The sequence below is a fragment of the Proteus cibi genome, from assembly GCF_003144405.1.
Classification (GTDB): Bacteria; Pseudomonadota; Gammaproteobacteria; order Enterobacterales; family Enterobacteriaceae; genus Proteus; species Proteus cibi.
This window is the reverse complement of record NZ_PENW01000008.1, coordinates 154,434-174,468: the sequence shown is the minus strand read 5'-3', so window position 1 is coordinate 174,468 and position 20,035 is coordinate 154,434. Positions and strand designations below refer to the sequence as shown.

Annotated in this window: 24 protein-coding genes; 7 read left to right on the top strand and 17 right to left on the bottom strand. The window is 35.0% G+C overall.

The window, feature by feature from the left end:
• Positions 1-113 precede the first annotated feature (113 nt).
• Positions 114-965, top strand: coding sequence for a siderophore-interacting protein (locus DK865_RS03460; protein ID WP_023582019.1), 852 nt, complete (start codon positions 114-116; stop codon positions 963-965).
• Positions 966-1,052: 87 nt separating this feature from the next.
• On the opposite strand, the gene DK865_RS03455 is transcribed toward DK865_RS03460, so the two are convergent.
• The 6 genes from DK865_RS03455 to phoH all read right to left on the bottom strand — a co-directional run bounded on the left by DK865_RS03455 (position 1,053) and on the right by phoH (position 7,975).
• A complete protein-coding gene (locus DK865_RS03455) occupies positions 1,053-1,745 on the bottom strand; it encodes a fimbrial biogenesis chaperone (protein WP_036912898.1) in 693 nt (230 codons plus the stop codon).
• 25 nt (positions 1,746-1,770) lie between these two features.
• A complete protein-coding gene (locus DK865_RS03450) occupies positions 1,771-2,850 on the bottom strand; it encodes a fimbrial protein (RefSeq protein WP_109391201.1) in 1,080 nt (359 codons plus the stop codon).
• Between the two features lie 11 nt (positions 2,851-2,861).
• A complete protein-coding gene (locus tag DK865_RS03445; RefSeq protein ID WP_228407722.1) occupies positions 2,862-5,375 on the bottom strand; it encodes a fimbria/pilus outer membrane usher protein in 2,514 nt (837 codons plus the stop codon).
• Positions 5,376-5,388: 13 nt separating this feature from the next.
• Positions 5,389-6,081, bottom strand: a complete 693-nt coding sequence (locus tag DK865_RS03440) for a fimbrial biogenesis chaperone (protein ID WP_109391199.1) — start codon at positions 6,079-6,081, stop codon at positions 5,389-5,391.
• 50 nt (positions 6,082-6,131) lie between these two features.
• Complete coding sequence (locus DK865_RS03435) at positions 6,132-6,722, bottom strand: fimbrial protein (protein ID WP_109391198.1); 591 nt, start codon at positions 6,720-6,722, stop codon at positions 6,132-6,134.
• Positions 6,723-7,189: 467 nt separating this feature from the next.
• Positions 7,190-7,975: a phosphate starvation-inducible protein PhoH gene (gene phoH, locus DK865_RS03430; protein WP_109391197.1), complete on the bottom strand. Its 786-nt coding sequence runs from the start codon at positions 7,973-7,975 to the stop codon at positions 7,190-7,192.
• 350 nt (positions 7,976-8,325) lie between these two features.
• Here phoH and DK865_RS03425 point away from each other — a divergent pair, with 350 nt between their 5' ends.
• The gene (locus tag DK865_RS03425) at positions 8,326-8,769 is read left to right on the top strand and encodes a methyltransferase family protein (RefSeq protein ID WP_023582013.1); all 444 of its coding nucleotides are present in this window, start codon (positions 8,326-8,328) and stop codon (positions 8,767-8,769) included.
• Between the two features lie 15 nt (positions 8,770-8,784).
• On the opposite strand, the gene DK865_RS03420 is transcribed toward DK865_RS03425, so the two are convergent.
• Positions 8,785-9,762 carry an endonuclease gene (locus tag DK865_RS03420; protein ID WP_109391196.1) on the bottom strand — a complete coding sequence of 326 codons (978 nt, stop codon included), beginning with the start codon at positions 9,760-9,762 and terminating at the stop codon, positions 8,785-8,787.
• Positions 9,763-9,994: 232 nt separating this feature from the next.
• Between DK865_RS03420 and DK865_RS03415 the strand changes: the two genes are divergently transcribed.
• On the top strand, positions 9,995-10,198 hold the full coding sequence (locus DK865_RS03415) for a hypothetical protein (RefSeq protein ID WP_023582012.1): 204 nt from the start codon (positions 9,995-9,997) through the stop codon (positions 10,196-10,198).
• 4 nt (positions 10,199-10,202) lie between these two features.
• Here DK865_RS03415 and DK865_RS03410 read toward each other — a convergent pair whose 3' ends face one another.
• The 7 genes from DK865_RS03410 to DK865_RS03380 form a co-directional block, all read right to left on the bottom strand.
• Complete coding sequence (locus DK865_RS03410; RefSeq protein WP_036912879.1) at positions 10,203-10,676, bottom strand: threonine/serine exporter; 474 nt, start codon at positions 10,674-10,676, stop codon at positions 10,203-10,205.
• Positions 10,667-11,470, bottom strand: coding sequence for a threonine/serine exporter family protein (locus DK865_RS03405; RefSeq protein WP_023582010.1), 804 nt, complete (start codon positions 11,468-11,470; stop codon positions 10,667-10,669). Before DK865_RS03405 ends, DK865_RS03410 begins: the two co-directional genes overlap by 10 nt.
• Before the next feature lie 298 nt (positions 11,471-11,768).
• Positions 11,769-12,233 carry a hypothetical protein gene (locus tag DK865_RS03400; RefSeq protein ID WP_023582009.1) on the bottom strand — a complete coding sequence of 155 codons (465 nt, stop codon included), beginning with the start codon at positions 12,231-12,233 and terminating at the stop codon, positions 11,769-11,771.
• Positions 12,234-12,395: 162 nt separating this feature from the next.
• Positions 12,396-12,833 carry a universal stress protein gene (locus tag DK865_RS03395; protein WP_023582008.1) on the bottom strand — a complete coding sequence of 146 codons (438 nt, stop codon included), beginning with the start codon at positions 12,831-12,833 and terminating at the stop codon, positions 12,396-12,398.
• 66 nt (positions 12,834-12,899) lie between these two features.
• Positions 12,900-13,238: a hypothetical protein gene (locus DK865_RS03390; protein ID WP_036912877.1), complete on the bottom strand. Its 339-nt coding sequence runs from the start codon at positions 13,236-13,238 to the stop codon at positions 12,900-12,902.
• 117 nt (positions 13,239-13,355) lie between these two features.
• Complete coding sequence (locus DK865_RS03385; protein ID WP_036912874.1) at positions 13,356-13,784, bottom strand: universal stress protein; 429 nt, start codon at positions 13,782-13,784, stop codon at positions 13,356-13,358.
• A gap of 142 nt (positions 13,785-13,926) precedes the next feature.
• Positions 13,927-14,811, bottom strand: a complete 885-nt coding sequence (locus DK865_RS03380) for an NAD(P)H-hydrate dehydratase (RefSeq protein WP_023582006.1) — start codon at positions 14,809-14,811, stop codon at positions 13,927-13,929.
• A gap of 261 nt (positions 14,812-15,072) precedes the next feature.
• Here DK865_RS03380 and DK865_RS03375 point away from each other — a divergent pair, with 261 nt between their 5' ends.
• From DK865_RS03375 to DK865_RS03355, 4 genes are all read left to right on the top strand, one after another.
• Positions 15,073-15,294 (top strand): DUF2594 family protein, encoded by a 222-nt coding sequence (locus DK865_RS03375; protein ID WP_023582005.1) that lies wholly within the window; start codon positions 15,073-15,075, stop codon positions 15,292-15,294.
• A gap of 745 nt (positions 15,295-16,039) precedes the next feature.
• Positions 16,040-16,402: a hypothetical protein gene (locus DK865_RS03370; RefSeq protein WP_023582004.1), complete on the top strand. Its 363-nt coding sequence runs from the start codon at positions 16,040-16,042 to the stop codon at positions 16,400-16,402.
• A 294-nt stretch (positions 16,403-16,696) separates the two neighbouring features.
• A complete protein-coding gene (hemB, locus tag DK865_RS03365) occupies positions 16,697-17,674 on the top strand; it encodes a porphobilinogen synthase (protein WP_036912871.1) in 978 nt (325 codons plus the stop codon).
• A 165-nt stretch (positions 17,675-17,839) separates the two neighbouring features.
• On the top strand, positions 17,840-18,304 hold the full coding sequence (locus DK865_RS03355) for an HIT family protein (protein ID WP_036912868.1): 465 nt from the start codon (positions 17,840-17,842) through the stop codon (positions 18,302-18,304).
• Between the two features lie 101 nt (positions 18,305-18,405).
• Here DK865_RS03355 and DK865_RS03350 read toward each other — a convergent pair whose 3' ends face one another.
• The 3 genes from DK865_RS03350 to DK865_RS03340 all read right to left on the bottom strand — a co-directional run bounded on the left by DK865_RS03350 (position 18,406) and on the right by DK865_RS03340 (position 20,031).
• The gene (locus DK865_RS03350; protein WP_109391195.1) at positions 18,406-18,747 is read right to left on the bottom strand and encodes a low molecular weight protein tyrosine phosphatase family protein; all 342 of its coding nucleotides are present in this window, start codon (positions 18,745-18,747) and stop codon (positions 18,406-18,408) included.
• 2 nt (positions 18,748-18,749) lie between these two features.
• The gene (locus tag DK865_RS03345; RefSeq protein ID WP_036912865.1) at positions 18,750-18,968 is read right to left on the bottom strand and encodes a hypothetical protein; all 219 of its coding nucleotides are present in this window, start codon (positions 18,966-18,968) and stop codon (positions 18,750-18,752) included.
• Between the two features lie 142 nt (positions 18,969-19,110).
• Positions 19,111-20,031, bottom strand: a complete 921-nt coding sequence (locus DK865_RS03340; protein WP_109391194.1) for a hypothetical protein — start codon at positions 20,029-20,031, stop codon at positions 19,111-19,113.
• Positions 20,032-20,035 lie beyond the last annotated feature (4 nt).

The following is a 20,035-nucleotide window of genomic DNA, read 5'->3' as shown; positions in this document are numbered from 1 at the left end:
ATCACACTATATAAGTAAAAAATACACATTCCTTTACTAAATCAACGCCAAAGCTGATAATGACTATCATTATTAATTGAAAATGATAATATCTACGTAGATAAAACAATTAAATGAGTCAGGTAAAAAACGTGAGTACCCCAGAAAAAAATATTTATAAACCCGCTCCTCCTCGCCTAGTTCAAGTAAAACGTATTACTGATGTTACATCAGGAATGCGTTGTATCACCTTTACCAGTGATGATCTAGATAATTACCCAGCGAATACTGCGGGGGCACATTTAAAAATATTCTTACCTTTACAAGGCCAAGTTAAACCAACCGTACCGGGCTTTTCTGAAAAAGGTCCTAAATGGCCTGAAGGTGAACCAAGATCGATTGTACGTACTTATAGTGTTCGTGCTATTCGTCCTGAACAAAAAGAGTTAGATATTGAATTTGCGATACATGACGATGCAGGTCCTGCTATTCATTTTGCGCTAAATGCTAAGCAAGGCGACTATATTGGCATCACTAATCCGGGTGGCCCCGATCCTTTATTAGCCCCCGCGTCACATTACTATATGGCTGCCGACCCAAGTTCATTACCGGCTTTAATGGCTTTAATTGAAACCATGTCGCCTAATGTTCAAGGAAAAGTCGTTATACGCGTAGAAGATGAAACGCACCGCCAAGAAATTAAACATCCGAGTGGCTTAGAGATAATTTGGTTAATGGGTTCTGTTGAAGAACAAACTCAAAACTTAATTAATGAATTTATGTCATGGGAATTACCGGCTGAAGATGTGGCTTTTTGGATTGCAGGTGAAGACAAGATCATTCGTGCATTAAGACGTCACATTCGCCGTGATAACGGTTACGATCGTAGCTTGATTTATGCGATTCCTTATTGGCGTTTTGGTTATGACGAAGAAGGTTATCATGCTGAACGTCACCATGTTATGGATAACGAAGACGTAAGCTAAGTGATAATTTAAAAACTCAGCGTTGGCTGCACAGGCTACATATTAACTCCCTCAATAATATGTAGCCTTTTTATTATACAAATATAGTTAATGTATATTCTTTTTCTCTTGCTGATAATTTCCATCATCATCTATATAGATAACCGTAATTATTGAGTTCATATCGGCTTGCTTTTGAAATTGAATGTGTTGTTTTGTAAAAGGAGCAACCATCATGGCATTTGTTAACAGATCTTCTTTATCATCAAAATAAATCTTCGAAATTGTAAAATAATAAGCTGTAGGATTATGTATTTCTAAATATTCTCCATTATGTGTTATCTCGATTTGTTTAAAAACATCCTCAGTGGTTAACTTAAGTTGTGCTGGACGATAAAAAAGTTTAATCCGAGTTTGCAGTGCTAATTGCAACGTACTGAGGTTTTCTTTATTTTCTGGTTTAGGTGCGATATCTAATACATTTAAATAAAAAACTGATTCTCTATCTTTAGGTAACCTGTTTTCTAATTGCTGTATTTTTAGTTGTAATCCACCATTTGCAGTAATTTTCACCATAGGTGGAATAACAATAAAAGGTGCCGTTGTCGTTTCGGGTGTGGACGCAATATTCCCTTCATCCACCCAACTTTGTATTAATGTTGACTGTTCACTTCGATTAAAAACTTGTAACAATATTATTGAGTTATCGGTAGGGAATATTAAACGAGTGCGTTCAAGTACTACACTTGCATAAGTAACATGTGTTATCAACATGAACAATAGCATTAAAACACCTTTCATTTTCGCTTCCATTTTTTATGGCTTATTAATCGTAAGACATCACAAGTGTTGCCGAACTTGTTATTTTTCCTTGCGTCACTGAATTAATATTATAAGGATAATAATATGCGCCCATATTTATCGCGAATGCAGAGGATATGGAGCCACCTTGATTAACACTGAAAATACTGGTCGCACTACCTTGTGTATTAATATTGTCAGATAAAATAAGCGGGCTTGCCGTGTTATCACTTTTTACTAGACGAAATCCAACACCATTCGCACCTTGTGTCGTTGTGTTAGTTAATACGGTTTTATCCGTTGCCAATAGATTTTGGCTTGATAAAAACATCTTAATATTTCTAGATGCTTTTGAACCACTTAAAAAATCTTGGCACGTAAAATTTAATGTAAAAGGCGTGTATCCTGCTTTATCTGCCGTTTTTGCATCGTTTACACTAACAGAGGGCAGTGAAACAACTAAACCCGCATTAGAAAAATTACAGGTTGTCATCACAGGATTATAGGTAATTAGCATGGGTTGTAAGAAAATATCATTTTGATCAACGGGCCATTGCCACGTTAATAAGAATTGCACAAGTTTAATAACAATATTAAGTAACCACTGAACTAACCCAACACTCGATGCATCTGACGCTAAAACAACTGGATTCACAACGACTGAACTTCCACTCACTTCGGTATAATTGGTTGAGGGCTTACTGCTCAATAACGTAAATTTTAAGGTGAAATTAGTATCTAAATCTGATGCAGGATGTATTCCCGCGGGAATATTCGTTACATTATCTTTTTCTAATGCTGTTAATGTAATAGAGACAAACTGCTTCCCACCATTAAAACCAATTGTTCCTGTTCGACCATCATTAAAAGGTGAGGCAATACCCACAGTATTAGGAAATAATATTCCTCTTGCATTACATTTAAAGGTACCTGGAAATGTTGTTCTACTCGATTTTGTCACAGTTGTTGAAGTTGCATTTAAATCTGCAGATAAGTCAAAGTTAATATTGGGTGCTGTAATCGTGTTCTCAGGTTTACAGTTAGCGATTGCCTGTTGGCTTATCGCACCTAATAACATTAAAAATATAAAAGCTGATGATTTCATAGCGCTTTCCTTTATCGACAAATATTACTATTTTTATCCATCGTATTAACTAAATGATTAATCACACACTCTGTTTTTCCTGTTTCATTTAATTTAATCGAGACAGAAGAAGGTAACGCATCACTTTTTAAATAAAGCACACTCGATTGACCAACATAACCGATACTCTGTTTCTTATTATTTAAAATTTCAGTACCAAAAGGTAAGCTTTCATTATTTTCTAAAGAAGCTCTGATAATGAACGTTTTACGCTGATCTGTCGTTAATGTGAGGTGATTAACCGCACCTAAATAAGGCGTAACATGCGTTATATTTCCTAAAACTTCTGCATTCGATGGATATTCTGTATTTGTTAATATATAAGTATTCGTTCGATAAGGGATTGTATTCGCGACTAAAACAACACCTTGATTATTGGTTAATGTCGCTTTATTCCCGTTGACCATCATATTATTCGCCATAGGCGCTTCAATAATGGTATACGTTTTTCCCGTATCCCCAGAAAACGCAATATGACTAGGAATAGCAACTATCGTTCCTCGAGTTCCCAATCCACCTTGACGATAATTATTTGCTTCAGTATAAGATGCAGATAAAGTGCTATAAGGATGGCGATAGCTCACATTAGCGCCGACTAAATTATTCCCGCCCGTTTGATTCGACCCCGTTAGAGTATAATTAATCAGGTCATCTTTACCTGCTGTTCCACTCATACTCAATGTAGATTGCTGATAGCGTGAATCCGTGGCATAGACGGAAGTATTAATATTTGCTCTTTTATCAAAAAATGAAATGGGCACACTGACGTTTAAATAATAACGAGTTTCTTCTTTATTATCGTAATTTCTTAATTTCGATACTGAAAGATTATAAGCAATATCTTTATAGTTATTTGAATAGCCTAGTTGATACTCTCGATTACTCTCTTCAGTATTCCAATAATTTCGATGCGTTCCTGAAAGAAAAATAACGCCTCGCTGTCCGCCTAAATATTGATTAAGGTTTACAGTAAACGTATTTTTTGCTCTAGAACCGCGTAGTGCATCAAATGCAGTGAGATCTAAATCAGATACAGCATTATTATTTCCTTGCTGTTTAGCCAGATCATTTTGATAATCTTTCCAAGCTTGATAATTATCATGAGCGTAAATTGAGTCCACAAAGCTATAATAATCACGGGTAGAATAACGATAAGCCGCCAGTGTTAAGTTCGTTAGTGTGGCATCCATATATTTGCTATATGCGAGACGAAAACTTTGCCCTGTTTTTTTGCCTGTTTGTAGATCTGCACTTGCATGAGTTATATCTGCAGAAATCGCCCCAAACTTGAAATTCCAACCACTACCAATCAATGCCGAATAATAATCTTCACTGGCAATTCCCCCCGCATAAAGCGTAACAAGGTTATTCAAACCATAATGAAATTCACCTTGTGCAAATTTAGGTCGATAATCAGTGTTATTAATACGTGACTCTCCCAATATCACGTTATAGCGATATACACCCTCTTTGAGCATATCGGGAACGGCTGAAAATGGCACCGTAAATGACTCTCTTCTACCATCTGCTTCTTGAACAACCACTAATAAATCACCACCACCAGCCGTTGGCTGAATATCACGAAAAGAAAATTCACCAGGTGGCACATTTTCTTGAAAAACTAAGTTTTCATTTTGATAAACACTGACTAATGCATTTGTTTGTGCAACACCTCGAATAATTGGAGCAAATCCTTGGCTTGAATTAGGTAACATTCCCATTTCTGTTGCTAACGATGCACCTCTAAATGAAATGCTAGTAAAGAGTGTGGCGGGCGTATAAAAGTCGCCAATTGTTAATCCCGAAATTATCTGACTTAATGCTTTATAAGCATAGCGCGTATTGTTTTTCCATTGACTTTTGCCATGAGAATAATAAGAGTAGTTAGATTCATCTCTAAACTGCCATGCACCTAAGTTAATTCCTGAATTAATATTGGCAAAAAAACTCTCGTTATTACTCTTATTCCCTTTCTTCTCTTTGTAGTTATAGTAATTTAAATTATAAGCTAAAATCAGCGCTGAATTACCTTGTTGCCAATAACTCGGATCAACATATCCCACTTCTGATTGTTTAACAGAAATCTGAGGTGCGGTGATATCCAGTCTTAATCTATTAATATCTAATGTTGAAGCAACACCTGTCGCCAATTCATTAGATAAAATTGCTTTTTGCTGTGCTATTTTTTGCTTTGCCGACAAAGATAAATTTAAACCTAACTTATTTACATCATCCGACTCAAAACTGATCCCTGCATTATTCCCTAGCACATTGACTTCAAATTGCCCTTTCCATGCTTGATTAACATATACATCAACAAGTTGCTTTCCTTCAGGTACTTTATCATCAATATAAAATCGTGAAATATCACCATTCTTTGATTTTCCTACTAATAAAGATGTATCAAATCCCTCTGCATACAGATTTTGAGTATAATTTTGTATTCCTAAAAAAATAAGGATTGAGAGATATCTTGGATTATTCACGATGTTGTCTCGGCTAGAGTTTAATATTCTGTGATTTATAAACACCAAAATCATCAACATAAATAACAACAGCAGAATCGCTTTTTAATGTATTAATTAAAGGTAACTCACGTGAAGATAACGGTGGGATCATTTCAGAATCGACAAGCGTAATACGAGGTGTCTCTTGTGTAGAAATAGAGGCTATTGTGAAATGATATTGTGAGTTATTTTTCACTAGAACTTTATTACCATTTAATTGATAAGTTATTTTTTCATTAATAAGATCTGGGTTATCAGTAAGTCCTTTAGGTCGATAGAAAACTTTAATTCTTGTTTTCATTGCTAATTGAAGATAGCTTTTCCCTTTTAGCGCTTCCGAATTTTCTGGAATATCTAAAATATTTAAATAATAGACTTGCTCAACATTTTCCGGTGATGTTTTATCGGAATTTTTTATTCTTAATGTTTGACCTTGCCTACCTGCAATTTTTACAATTGGCGGATATAAATAAAAAGGAGATTTTGCATCTTCAGGTGTTGAGTTTATATCACCATCATCTATCCAACTTTGTACCAATGAAGCTAAATCACCATTATTAGTTAATTGAATATTAACACTATCAGTTCCTTCATGATAAATAACACGAGTACCATTAATAATAATATTAGCAAATACACTCGTTGGTAATATCAATGTTATTAAAAAAACGATTAACTTTTTCATTATAAACATCCTAAAAAACCAGACCCAACATTGAGTCTGGCTTTTTTATATTATAAATAAGAAACAGTATAGATAACGTTAGAGTGTACTGGCCCCGTTTTAGCGGCTGTCGCATTTGTTTTATAGTAACTGGCAATTAAACGCAAAGTATCTGAATCTGGCGCTGTTTTATCGCCTTTAATACCTGTATCAAAGGTTGCGTTCAGTGGTATAGCAACTGTTGGTGCCGCCTGTGTTGATAAACTAAAGCCAACATTTTTTGCCACTAATGGATCATTTTCATTAGCAGTATCGTTGACTAAATATAATCCACTTGTGGAAATGGTATTTGCAGATGAAAAATGTATCTTTAAATTACTTCCACTTGGCGTAGATGCAGGCGCACAATCAGAGAATGTCAAAGCAAACTCTTTTTGGTTTTTGGCAATAACAGTATTTGCCGTTGTTCCAGCATCCGTTACAGTAATAGGATCTAATAAAATAGAAAAGTCTGCGCTATTTCCTCCATTAATTGTACAAGTGGTATCACTAATAGCACCAGAGAAAGAGATTATTCCACCAGCACTGTTGGTTGCGGCAAATGCCGACGTCGACAATATAGCCACTGATAATAATGACAGTGGGAGTTTATTTTTAAGCATATATAACCCCAAGAATAGACAAATATTTAATTAGCAAAAATAAGCTTCTATTATTGCCATCATTAACTAAAGGTGATGAAAGGAGACCCTAGTCAATTTGATATTAGCCATAATTTAAAAAAACAATAAATGAATTTATTGGCTTTTTTAAATTTGTGACTTAAGTCAAATTAAATTAATACTTATATTTAGTTAATATATAAACGTATTAATATTTTAACAATATCATTCATTTAAAATATTATAAACATAAGAACAATAACAATTAGCTTATTAATAAAAAATCAAAAAAAGAAATTCGTAAAAAGATTATTGGAATTATTTATTTGAATTAATTATTCTTTAATTAACAAAAAAGTTAAATAGAATAAAAATAAATTCAAAAAATAGCTTAACTCTAAAAAAATGATAAAGACCACATTACTATGTGGCCTTTATCATTCTATAAAAAAACATCTATGTTCTATTTAATCATTATAAGCCGCTAATACATGCTGACATAATGTAGAGCGTACACAATCTTCTTGCATAAATTTAATCACGCCCACTCGTTTATTAGCCTCAAATCGGCTAAGTCCATCCGCTAATCCAGACGGTACATTTGCGGGTAAATCACACTGTGTAATATCTCCATTGACCACAACAGTGACATTTTCACCCATTCTGGTTAGAAATAACTTCATTTGATTTACAGTCACATTCTGCGCTTCGTCTAAAATAACAAATGCATTCTCAAAAGTGCGCCCTCGCATATAAGCGAAAGGCGCAATTTCGACTTTACCGATTTCAGGACGTAAACAATATTGTAAGAATGAAGCCCCTAAACGTTTAACTAATACGTCGTAGACCGGACGAAAATAGGGTGCAAACTTTTCAGCAATATCACCGGGTAAGAAACCGAGATCTTCATCAGCCTGCAACACGGGGCGAGTAACAATGATACGTTCTATTTCTTTATTAATTAAGGCATCGGCTGCCATTGCAGTGCTGAGAAAGGTTTTACCACACCCCGCTTCCCCTGTGGCAAAAATAAGATCCTGATGTTTAATTGCATTTATATATTGCCGTTGTGCTTCGTTGCGAGGCGATAACATACGCTCATCACGCGTCTCTCTCGCCATACCAATAGTATTGATATCCCCAAATCCTGGTAAAACCATAACATTATCTCGATGTACCCCATTACGTTGTTCTTTACGTGAAGTGCGTTTATTTTCTCGGCGTAAACGTGTTGCTGCTTTTTGTCTACTCATAATGGTATTTACCCTTGTTAGTCTTCAAAAAGTCATCGACATCTCTGTTTGTATTCCATTCACTTACCGATGAGTCCCCTTCAGACTCTGTTGAGTCGCAGAAAACAAAAAAACCGGTCACAATCCTGAACATTAAACATCAATGAACGGTTGTTGCCGGTTTTCTGTGAGTAACGAGATATTTCCATTGCTTCTGTCATTCATATTCCCCATCATGGAGTTAGAGTGAAAATTAACGAAGCTTTATGACAGTATAATGACAAAAGAAAAATATTTTCAATAATGAGATGATTTATAACGAGACGGACTTAACATAAAAGTAACACTAAGTGTTATTTGGGGGGGAGTAAATGAATTTCTTGCGATTACCTTTTATTTATTGGTTACTACTTAACCTAATTCCATTTATTGGTTTTGAACTCCACTCTGGCTCTCTCAAAATGGGCTTCTTTTTTTACCTTGGTTTGCTCACCATTACCACTTCTGGGATCTGGCTTTTTTATTGTCTCTCATTTTTTATTAAATTAAAAACGTCTCCTAATCCCAATCATACACCTCGACAATTAGTGACAAGTGGCCCTTATAAAATAAGTCGTAACCCTATGTATCTTGGTTTTTTAGATATCAGTATTGGGCTGTTTTTTATTTTTGGTAATTGGGGATTTTTGGGCGCTGCAGTTGCGTTTTACTTTATTACTGATCGCTATACGATAGTACGTGAAGAGAAAATCTTAAGTGAATTATTTCCGCAAGCGTGGCAACAATATTGTCGCCACGTTCGTCGTTGGATGTAACCTAACTCATTGTGATTAAGGTTGTTTACAGTTATTAGCTAAACGGTAACCAGCCTTAATGGCATCGCTCTCTGTTTTAAACAAAACCGCATTTTTATCTGACATTGTTTTATAACCTGAGCAATGCGCAAAATGGTAAATCTTGCTATTTACATTACCTTTAATATCTTCAGATTGTGATGTATTTACTTGCTTAGGAGTTTCAGTTTTAGTGACAAGTGTACTATTTGATGCAGATAATCCGATGCCACTATTTTTATGCCCTAGTTGCCATTTCATTTCACCTGTCACAAAGGGATTGTGATATCCAACAATACGAGCAATACGGTTATCACGCTCTTTTTCCCATGCTGTTGGTGGATAAGCATTATCCCAAGCCATTAATAACTGTTGTTGCTGACGTGACATAGAGAGGTTATAGCGATCATGTAAATAGAAATAAACCCTCGCTACTTGTCCTTTAACTTCATTACGAGGTTCAAAAGTACGTGAAGCAAAATCAACACGGCTACGGCATTGTCCATATTGATAAGGTGCTTGTGCTGGTAATTGTCCAAAACTAAAGTTACTACGATCACCATTAACTTCACCAATAGATGGGGCTAAATTGTGTAAATCGGCTTCAATCTTACCAAATACAGGATCATTTTTTACACAGTTAGTTCTTCCCCCATTCTGCCAACATTGACGCTGGTGCCCAAATACCCATGCTGGAACAATATGTTCCCACTCAATACGCTCAGCTCTTGTTTGTTGTGTCCTTACTTGATAACCACAACTGGCTAAATCAACACGCCCTCCTGATTTACCCACCCATTCCCAATCACAACCACAATAAATCGTTCCTTGTGATTTTTGATTTTGATCATAATAAATACGTTCTTTTGCTATCTCTTTCGCTTTTGTAAAATTTTCAGGGGCCTGAGCTTGAACATTTAGCGTAATAAAAAACAAACTCAACACAACCGCGGTATAGTGTAATATTTTTCTCAAAGTGGTATCTGCCTTACTTTTTATCTTATTAAACCTAATAAGGATTATCTTTAATAATCAACTGATAATCTTATTTTTATTTAGCCTAATCTTACCTTTTTTTAATTTATTTTGGGCAATCTTTCTTGCTATTTTTTGTATAAAAAATAAAACAATAAGCGTGAATGGTGATAGAAAAAGCCGTTATTCTCGACATTAACGCAAAAGGGATTTGCTATGGTTTAGTCCATCAATGATTTGGAGAAATTTAAAAATGAATGAGAATATGCTGAATTTGATGGATGAATTAGTTGAGATAACAAAAAAGCATGCGAATAACGAAGATGTTAAAGCGCATGCTAGTTTAGAATCTGAGAATAAATTACGAATTCAAATTATTATTTCCGATAAAAATGAACTGGATATTACATTAAACTCTCTACAACACGCGATGTAAGTCATTATACACTCGGACGCTTGCGATATAACCATAACCCTGGCAAGGATAGCCCGATAGAGAGCGCACCGACAATAAATGAAGCTTTAAGGAAATTAGTAACTAAAGCTTCAAAAATTTCCGCGCTATAACCAATCTGCGTTAACTTCACCACTGAGATCATCGCTATATATGCATTTATTCCGGGAAACATAGGAATAACCGCTGCAACAGTAAAGACTTTAGGGTGTGCAAGCCACCAGCGTGACCATTGAATACCAATGCATCCCACTAAAATAGCGGCGCAAAAACTTGCCCATTCAATGTTCATACCACTCATCATTAAAACAGTACGAGAGCCATGACCTATTGCTCCTAATAGAGCGCAATATTTTAATGCCCTTAAAGGGACATTAAATACCATCGCAAAACCCACAGCAGGAATAGCGGCTAAAATCATATCTTCAATCAGGGTAAGCATTATCGTTATTATGCCCAATCTCTTAACCCCCATACTGCCATGGCTAAAATAACACCTAAACAGGTTGCCAATGTTAACATTGTTGCCATTGCCCAACGCGCTAAACCAGTATTAACGTGTCCTTTAAACATATCAGCAACAGCATTAATTAAAGGAAATCCGGGAACCAGCAATAAGACGCTGGCAGCCATTGAAATAGTCGCCGTAGTTTGAAAGTAAGAGAGCTTTAATAATAGGCCCGAAATTGAAGTCGCTACAAATGCCGTAATACAGAAATTAATTAATGGATTAATTTGGCGATGCGTTAATGCTTGGCGTACAAACATACCTAGACCACCACCAATGGCAGAAACTAAAAAGCCATCCCAATTACCTCCATTTAATTTAGAGAAACAACCACAAGATAAGGCAACCATAAAAATAATCACCCAACGCGGATAACGTAATGGTTTTATATGCTCAAAGCGTTTTCTGGCTTCATGAATATCTGCAAGATGGTGTTCAACCAAAATAACAATATGCTGAACTTCTGTCACAACATGCATATTAATGCCACGGTCAACTATCTTCCGTGTTGATGTTTGGCAATGCCCATTAACAATCGTAGTTAATACAACCGCATTAGCAGAAATTGCGCTTTCGACTTGATGTACACCTAAAGCTAAACCTAGACGGGTTGAAAGCTGCTCAACCAACATACTTTCTGCACCATGTTGCAATAGCAACAACGCAGTTTGAATACATAACTTGGTAATTTCACGCTGTTTATCTTGTGAAATGGCGGTGCACTCCGCCATTATCTCATTATCCATACTATGCCTTAGTTTTAATCAAAAACGAGCCATTGCTAATATAAAGCTTATCAGCATAGCTTGTTTCTCGCTCTATTATCTTTCAATACTATTATGAACAAATAAAATATTTTAGGCTGTAGGTAGATCAATTTTAGCGATGGATGGTCATAAATATGGTCACAGAAAAATAGGGTACAATGAAGAAATACCCATTCTTTTTTAATCACATAACCAAATAGCTATTACTCATTTAATAAAAAAGCACTCATACAAGTGCTTTATAAACTCATTTAATGAAAGAATTAATAAGGTTTACCTACCTCACCAATTCATTAGCTTGGATATACGACCCATCCAAAGTTTCTGCAACAAATACAGAAACACCATAAACAGCAGAAATAACCGACGAGAGTTGTTCGAGTTGCTCTTTGTCATTTTTTTGTGGATCGGCAGTCATTATCATGCCAGCGCAATATTCGCTAAGAAGCGTTTTTCCCCCTTTGAGCCAACGTCTAACCGCTTTCATCCCCTCCATATCTTCTTTTTTATGCTCGTTATTCTTTTTGTTGATAGTAGGATAAACCAAGACAAATTTTCTTTTTTCGTTTAGTACAATATCCATTTCAGCAGTCCAGTTATTTGCATCTTCTAATGTTTCTGGGAAGATTTTCATCGTAATAACAGGAAATTGTTCAACATCCATAACAATAAAATTTTTATTATTCAACATAATACTCATCTCTAATTGATCATAACCACTCCACTTTAGAATGACTATCATTCTCAATCAATATAGAACCAAGTATTTAAAATAAAACCGCATTAATAAGCAATCGCACTTACAAATCAATTTAAAATGACAGTGTTTGAAATATGAAAAATAAAAAACCCCTAAATAGAAATCTAGGGGTTGTATGTTATTTTCTAATTTTTATAAAAAATTTTAGCGAACAACTAACACAGATTGTTTAGCATACGCGACAATACCTGATGCATTTGAGCCCAATAGGTGTGTTGAAATACTTGGACGACGAGAACCTATTACAATCAAATCGGCATGAATTTTTTCAGCGAGCTCTAAAACTTTATCTCTTGCAGAACCAAATACAGCTGAAAATTCAACTTGTTCATTAGGCAAATCAATGCCATTGGCTAATTCTTGCAGTTGTTCTTGTACACGCTCAAGTGCTTTATTTGCAAAAGAACTGAGCATGTCATAGTGGTAACTATAACTAATAGAAAAACGTGAAATATCAGGAATGGCATGGAAAAGATGCAATTTTGCACCTTCTAATTTGGCAATATAAACAGCGTGTTGTAAGGCTTTAGTCGTTAACTCATCTTCTGAAATATCAACAGGTACTAGAATTGTCTTGTACATAGCAACTCCTCATTATCAGATTATTGTCTGTTTATTATTGTAGCGTTAAACCCACAGCTTGCTTATTTAATCTTCCTCAAGATGCCATTTATGCAATTGTCGATGAATAAAAGGTGTCACTACAAGCCCAATTGATAAAATAAAAACACACTGAAGAAATAAACCATAGATTGCAATAAAAAAGCGCCCTGTTGGGGTTGCAGGTGCCGGCTCTACCGGTTGACCACTTAACATAGAGATTGCATTTAATGAAGATTCCATAAAAGTATGCCCTTCAATTAAATAAAACCCTAATACGCCCGGTAATAATCCTAAGAAAAAGAAAATAGAGCCAATTACATAATAGCGTAAGATACGTAGAATAAAATGATCGAGCCTTAAAAGTTCTTGGGTAAATTTTTCCATTCTTATCCATTTTCTAGACTATTTATTCAATAAACTGCTTATTGGATAAACAAGATAAGCTACACAAAAACTAAAAAAATATGCTATGAGAAATGCTCATAGCATATTAGTAATATATTAACGAACAACTAACACTGAAATTTCAGCATAACGGACAACACCCGCCGCTGTTGAGCCTAATAAATGCGTGCTAATATTAGGTCTACGTGAACCAATCACAATTAAGTCAGCTTGAATATCTTTTGCTGTAACTAAAATCTCATCACGAGGTGAGCCAAAAGTAACCGTATAAGCGACCTTTTCAGCCGGCAAATCCACCGAATCTACCAACATTTGCATATCATTCTCTGCTTTCACTGTCGCTTTATCTTTAATTTCTGGATAACCCAATGAATAAGCATTAATGATTGCTGAAGAGATAGGAAGAACATGAATTAAATGTAGATTAGCTCCTGTTTCTTTTGCTAAATACACTGCATGTCGTACCGCTTTACTGGTTAACTCTTCTTCCACAATATCAATAGGCACTAAAATCGTTTTATACATAATAACTCCTCTCAACTCTCCATTTGCCTTAATCCTATCGCAATAACCCAAAGATTACTGTGAGTGAATTAACTAAAAACAATCTAACTTTAATATAAACCTACTTTAATTATTAATACGTTAAGATAAAAAATAAAAGTGATCACTCAAAATAGTTTGCATTATGTTGCTGTGTTAACGCCCATATTTGATTGCGAATATCTCGGATAGTATCAATCAATTCTGATGCCGTTAATCCTATTGGTCCAATACCTTTTTTAACTAAGATATCCGCCGCCATTCCATGTATCCAAACAGCACTTTTCACCGCATCAGACATTGTCATTCCTTGTGCTAAAAAACTTCCCATAACGCCAGTTAGTACATCTCCACTTCCTGCTGTTGATAATCCACTATTACCCGTTGTATTAATTGTGATTTCCCCTTTCGGAGAAGTCACTACGGTATTTTGACCTTTGATAATTGCCCAACAATGATAAATTTTTGCAATTTCTTTCGCCGCGTCTTCTCTATTATTTTGAATATCATTTAGCGTGCAATTAAGCAAAATAGAAGCTTCTTTAGGATGTGGTGTTAATACACAGTGATGATTCAGGGCGTGCTCTGATTTAAATTTAGCCATTAATACCAATGCATCCGCATCAAAAACATACGGTTTCTTTTCATTACGTTGTGCTAACACTATTGATAAGATCTCTTCAGAATTTGCAGACAACCCCAATCCACATCCGATCGCCCAAGCAGAAATATCTTGCTGATTTATCAATGCTTGTGCTGTTTTCAGCATAAGCTCTGGTGCACTATCAATAAAAGGAGTAGGAAGTTGTGGCTGCGCAAAACCCAGAAATACCTTTCCACACCCTGCTTTCAATGCACTTTTACCGGCTAACACAATAGCCCCGCTCATTCCCTCTGCGCTACCTACAATGCCTAATGTGCCAAATGTGCCTTTATGTGTATTTCCTGATTTGCGCTGATAAAGTGCGGGATAATGAGTGATTGCCTGTAATAATTGTTCTTCATTCATATTATTCTCCCTTCTTTTACTGCATTTTTTCTTATTGCTCGCAATGATTGTCTTACCATACTTTGTTTGTATTAACGTTCAAAGTATAGCGCGATTTCAACAAATAAAAGGGATCACTGGCTATTTTGTTTCTTTATCATGCTAACAATTTCAATATGATAAAATGCTTCCATTATCACTATTCATACCTCGCTGAGACTTTGCTATTCTAATGACCTAGCTTGATATGATTTGTAAATTAATGACAAAGGAACGCAAATAATGAACGAGAAGTTTAAAACACAAGCAGATGTGGAAACATTAGCAGACGAAGTGGCTTGCTTAAAAACACTAGTCACCTATATGTTAAAAGCACTAGGACAAGCAGATGCTGGGCGTGTTATTTTAAATATTGAACGTGCTATTGCAGAAGTTGATGACGAAAAACAAGCAGAAACATTCCGTAATACACTTAGCCAAATTAAGACAGCCTATCGTCAATAATACATTTATTTTTGAATTGAGTATTCGCACATATCTTTATTCTATTTTCTAAACTTTTTGTGCTGCACAAATAAACAAAATTTAGTTTCAAATTTTCTATATACTCAATCTCGAAATAAACCATTCTTTATTCATTTAGCTACCCCTCTATCCTTGTAGAGGGGATTTTTTTCTCTTATCCCCCCTCAATTTTTCTATTCAATTTATTTTCATGCTATTCAAATGATAATGAGTCCGTTTTCCTTTTGATTTTTTTATCTCTTAGTTACTATCAAAACTTCTTTTTGTTTAATGTTTTTAATGTTATTTAGATTAATTCGTAGAATTAGAAGTCTTGCTATCATTGCCAGCATGAACACAGATTAACCTATTAAATACAATGTATTAAAATTACTTTAATGCTTACCAATGGTTATTTAACTCTTTTTTATTCTGCTTTTTATATTTAAAACGCACATTTTGTTATTTTTAACACAAATAAAAACCAATCACATGAAATGTAAATAAAGATAAATCCTAATATTATTATATTTTACGCTATTTTATTTATTGTAAATTGTAAAATTTTATTAAGTGGAAAATTGCTAGCTTATTGTCCTTAAACACAATTATATCGAAAATCGCGAAAAACAATAGGATTAAAAATATTAACTATTTATATTTTTACACTTATTCTGATTTATCGTCGCTCCTGTTTATATGTTACACTCAATAAGTACGTACTAAAAATAAACATGAGGCTAAAATGAAACCACTTCTCTTATCTCTGCTATTATTACCTGCTGTTGCTTTTGCGAACCCAACAAAAATGGCTGATGATTACTGCGATACCTTTAAAGATATCTCAATTAAAGCTTATGATACAAAAGAGCCAGCAGAGAAAATTGCTAAAGATGCAATGGCCTCTCTGAGTGCAAAGAAATTTGATTTTGCAAAACTGGAAGCAACTGAAGCGCAATTCACTGAAGGGGCTATTGAGGTTGTTAATTCTTTACGTGAAGCCAAATCTGAAATTGGCTCACGCGCAGAATTCCAAGACGGTTTAACTCAAATTGTTGCGGCTTGTAAAATTCAAATGGTCGCGGCATTAGAAGAGCCCAAAAAATAATCTTCTCATTAAAAAATGAGTCGTAATCAATGTAAAGAGTAGAAATGATCCTGCTCTTTTTTATTCCCCTTCTTCCCTTATTTATCCCTCTTTTCTCTTTACCCATTTTCCTATAATTAACTTTCTATACTAGCGGGCGACAAGCAAATAAGACGCAAAGAGCATACATAAGTATGTAACTAGTGCAAATGAACGCAATCAACTTGAAATATGACGAGTATTCTATCTAGTGATATTAAGGGTTATAATACCTCGTTAACTACTTGTTAGTACTGGCCATAAAAAGGAGATATTGTGAGCAACGAACAATCCATCCAGCGTTTAAGAAGACTACGCCAGTCCGAAAACCTGCGCGCGCTCTTTCAAGAAACAACGCTAACTAAAAATGATCTCGCTCTGCCTATTTTCGTAGAAGAAGGGCTTGATGATTACCAACCGATTAAAAGCATGCCAGGTGTCGTTCGTATTCCTGAAAAACGTCTTGCTTATGAAATTGAACGCATTGCAAAAGCGGGCATTAAAACTGTCATGACTTTTGGGGTATCGCATCATCTTGACGAAACAGGAAGTGATGCTTGGAAAAGTGATGGCTTAGTTTCTCGCATGTCTCGTATTTGTAAAGATGCAGTACCAGAAATGATTGTCATGTCTGATACCTGTTTTTGTGAATACACATCACATGGTCACTGTGGAGTTTTACATGGTGAACATGTTGATAATGACGAAACCATCCATAATTTAGGTCTTCAAGCTGTTGCGGCTGCACAAGCTGGTGCTGATTTTATCGCTCCATCAGCGGCAATGGACGGTCAAGTTGCCGCTATTCGTGCCGCACTTGATAAAGCCGGATTTAGCGACACAGGTATTGTTTCTTACTCGACTAAATTTGCTTCTGCCTTATATGGCCCTTTCCGTGATGCAGCAGGATCTCGCTTAATTGGTGATCGTAAAACTTATCAAATGAATCCAATGAACCGCCGTGAAGCGATCCGTGAATCATTAATTGATGAGCAAGAAGGCGCTGATATGCTGATGGTAAAACCCGCAGGCGCTTATTTAGATATTATTCGCGATGTGCGTGAACGTACTTTATTACCTTTAGCCGCCTATCAAATCAGTGGTGAATATGCGCAAATTAAATTCGCAGCATTAGCCGGTGCAATTGATGAAGATCGCGTGGTGATGGAGACTTTAGGTTCCATTAAACGTGCTGGGGCGGATTTAATTCTGTCTTACTTTGCGCTTGATTTAGCGGAAAGAAACCTACTTTAACGACCTTATGCTCGATGAGTAGATACTCTAAATAATTCAAGTTGTCGCTAGGCGATAAGTGAATGAATCGCTAGGCGCATACAAGAGTATGTGACTAGCGCGAATGAATGTAGTCAACAACGCGACAACTTGAAGTATGACGAGTACTTTTATTATGAGGCTACTATGGATAATTGTATTTTCTGTCAAATCGTTGCTGGAAAGGCACCTTGCCATAAAATTTGGGAAGACGAACACCACCTTGCCTTTTTGTCTATATTTCCGAATACCAAAGGCTTTACTGTTGTTATTCCTAAAAAACACTATCCAAGTTACGCTTTTGATCTTAGTGATGAAGCCTTAGCTTTATTAGTGATTGCCACAAAAAAAGTAGCAAAAATCTTAGATAAAACATTCCCTGATGTTTCACGTTCAGGAATGTTTTTTGAAGGATTTGGGGTTGATCATGTTCATAGTAAACTGAGTCCAATGCATGGCACTGGTGATATGACAAAATGGGCGCCCATTGAAAATAAACAGAAAATTTTCTTTGATACATATCCGGGTTATCTTTCATCTCATGATTTTGAACGAGCCAGTGATGAAGAACTTGCACAATTAGCGGCACTGATCAGAAAAAACAACCAATAGTAAAACTCTCATCGGCTCTTCTTATATTTCATTTTCAAAATAAAAAAACGCCCAGTCTTATTTTTAAACTGAGCGTTTTTTTATCAAGGTTACAACATTACTTATGTTGGAAGCATGGCTTCCATGGGTAAATAAGGCTGAACTTTCTGTTCGAGGAGTTCAATTAATGCCGGATCGTTAAAGCGATAATTATCAGAAATTCCCAATACATGGGCTTTTTTATAGCGCATCGTTGCAGGAAAATATGCAGATAATCGATTTAAATGTTTAGATTCCATGACGAGCACCAAATCAGCCCATTTTAGTAATTCGTTATCAACTACACATTGTGCATCTTTGCGCGTCCCCGCTGAAAGTGTATTAATGCCTTCTCTATCTGCAAACAACAGTTCTGCGGTTGGGCTTCGCCATTGATTTTTACTGCAAATAAATAAGATATTCATTATTACTCACTATCAGATAACGCATTTAATCGACGCTGACTACGCGAAATTCTTGGATATTCAATTCCTAGTTGTGCAGCTCTGGTCATTTTAAGTGATCGAGTATATAAATTAGACCATTTTTTTTCTGGTTTAAACATCACTCGTGAACAACCCATTTCTTGATGTTTATTTTTGCGGTTAACACATTGACGCCAACCACGATCTCTTTGTGTAGACATAAAAACCTCTCAGATTAAAGGGATAGCAGCCGCAGTAATACGGAGAGGGTCTAACAATGAGTATAATACACGATAGTAATTAAATTCGATACTAAATAATACAGCCTGACTTTTTATCTTTATAGGCAGTTAGATTGATTTTTTAATTAAGTAGTCCATATTGTTTTAGAATAAGAAAAATAATTAGAGCTGTTTGAATAACTAAGAACATACTTAAACATAAAAACCTATTTTTACTCTTTTTATCATTATAAGCTATTTTAGCAACGATATTTTCTCTTTCTCGCTTACTCTCCTCAATAGAATTTAAAAAGTCATTCTTATTAATGAGATTCTTCTCTTCTATTTTTTTGTTAAGCTGATCACCTGTTTTATCTATTTTTTTATCATGTTCTTTTAGGTGTTGGAGTAAATTATCTTCAAGCAAATAAACACCATCATTAATATGACATTTCAATGCGCGTTTATCTTCTTCTAATCTATTTTTAAAAGTTTCAGCAAATTGTGTTAATTCTTTACTAAAGAAAGTATTATTCTCCGATGATATTCCATCAGCTTTATTAATAAGATCTTTACGCATCTTATCAAAACAGGTATCAAGATAACCTTTTACAACGTCAATTTTTTCTAAAATCTCTTTTTTATTTTCAATCAGTATAAGGTCATTTTCTTTTATTTTGTTAATAACTTCATTATTTTTAACTAAAATATTTTCTTGTAATTCATCTATCTGTTTATTGGTTTCACCAAATTTGTTATTTATATTCTCTTGGGTGAATTGATGTCTTGTTTCCTCTTCAAGAGATAAAAATGTGAGTGATGATTTAATATCATCCGTAGTAGAATTTAACGCTTCAAATGATTTTTTATGTAAACCAATTTTATTATTCACTCCTTTTATATTTTCATTTAAATTAAAACTTAACTCATCAATCCTCTCCATCAAAACATTTGAATTATCTTTAAATTTATCTTCAATAGAACTAACAAAAATATCTTGAACAAGCTCATCGAGCATTCTTTCTGATGAATCTTTTTTATTATCTTTAATTTTATTTTTCATGAAA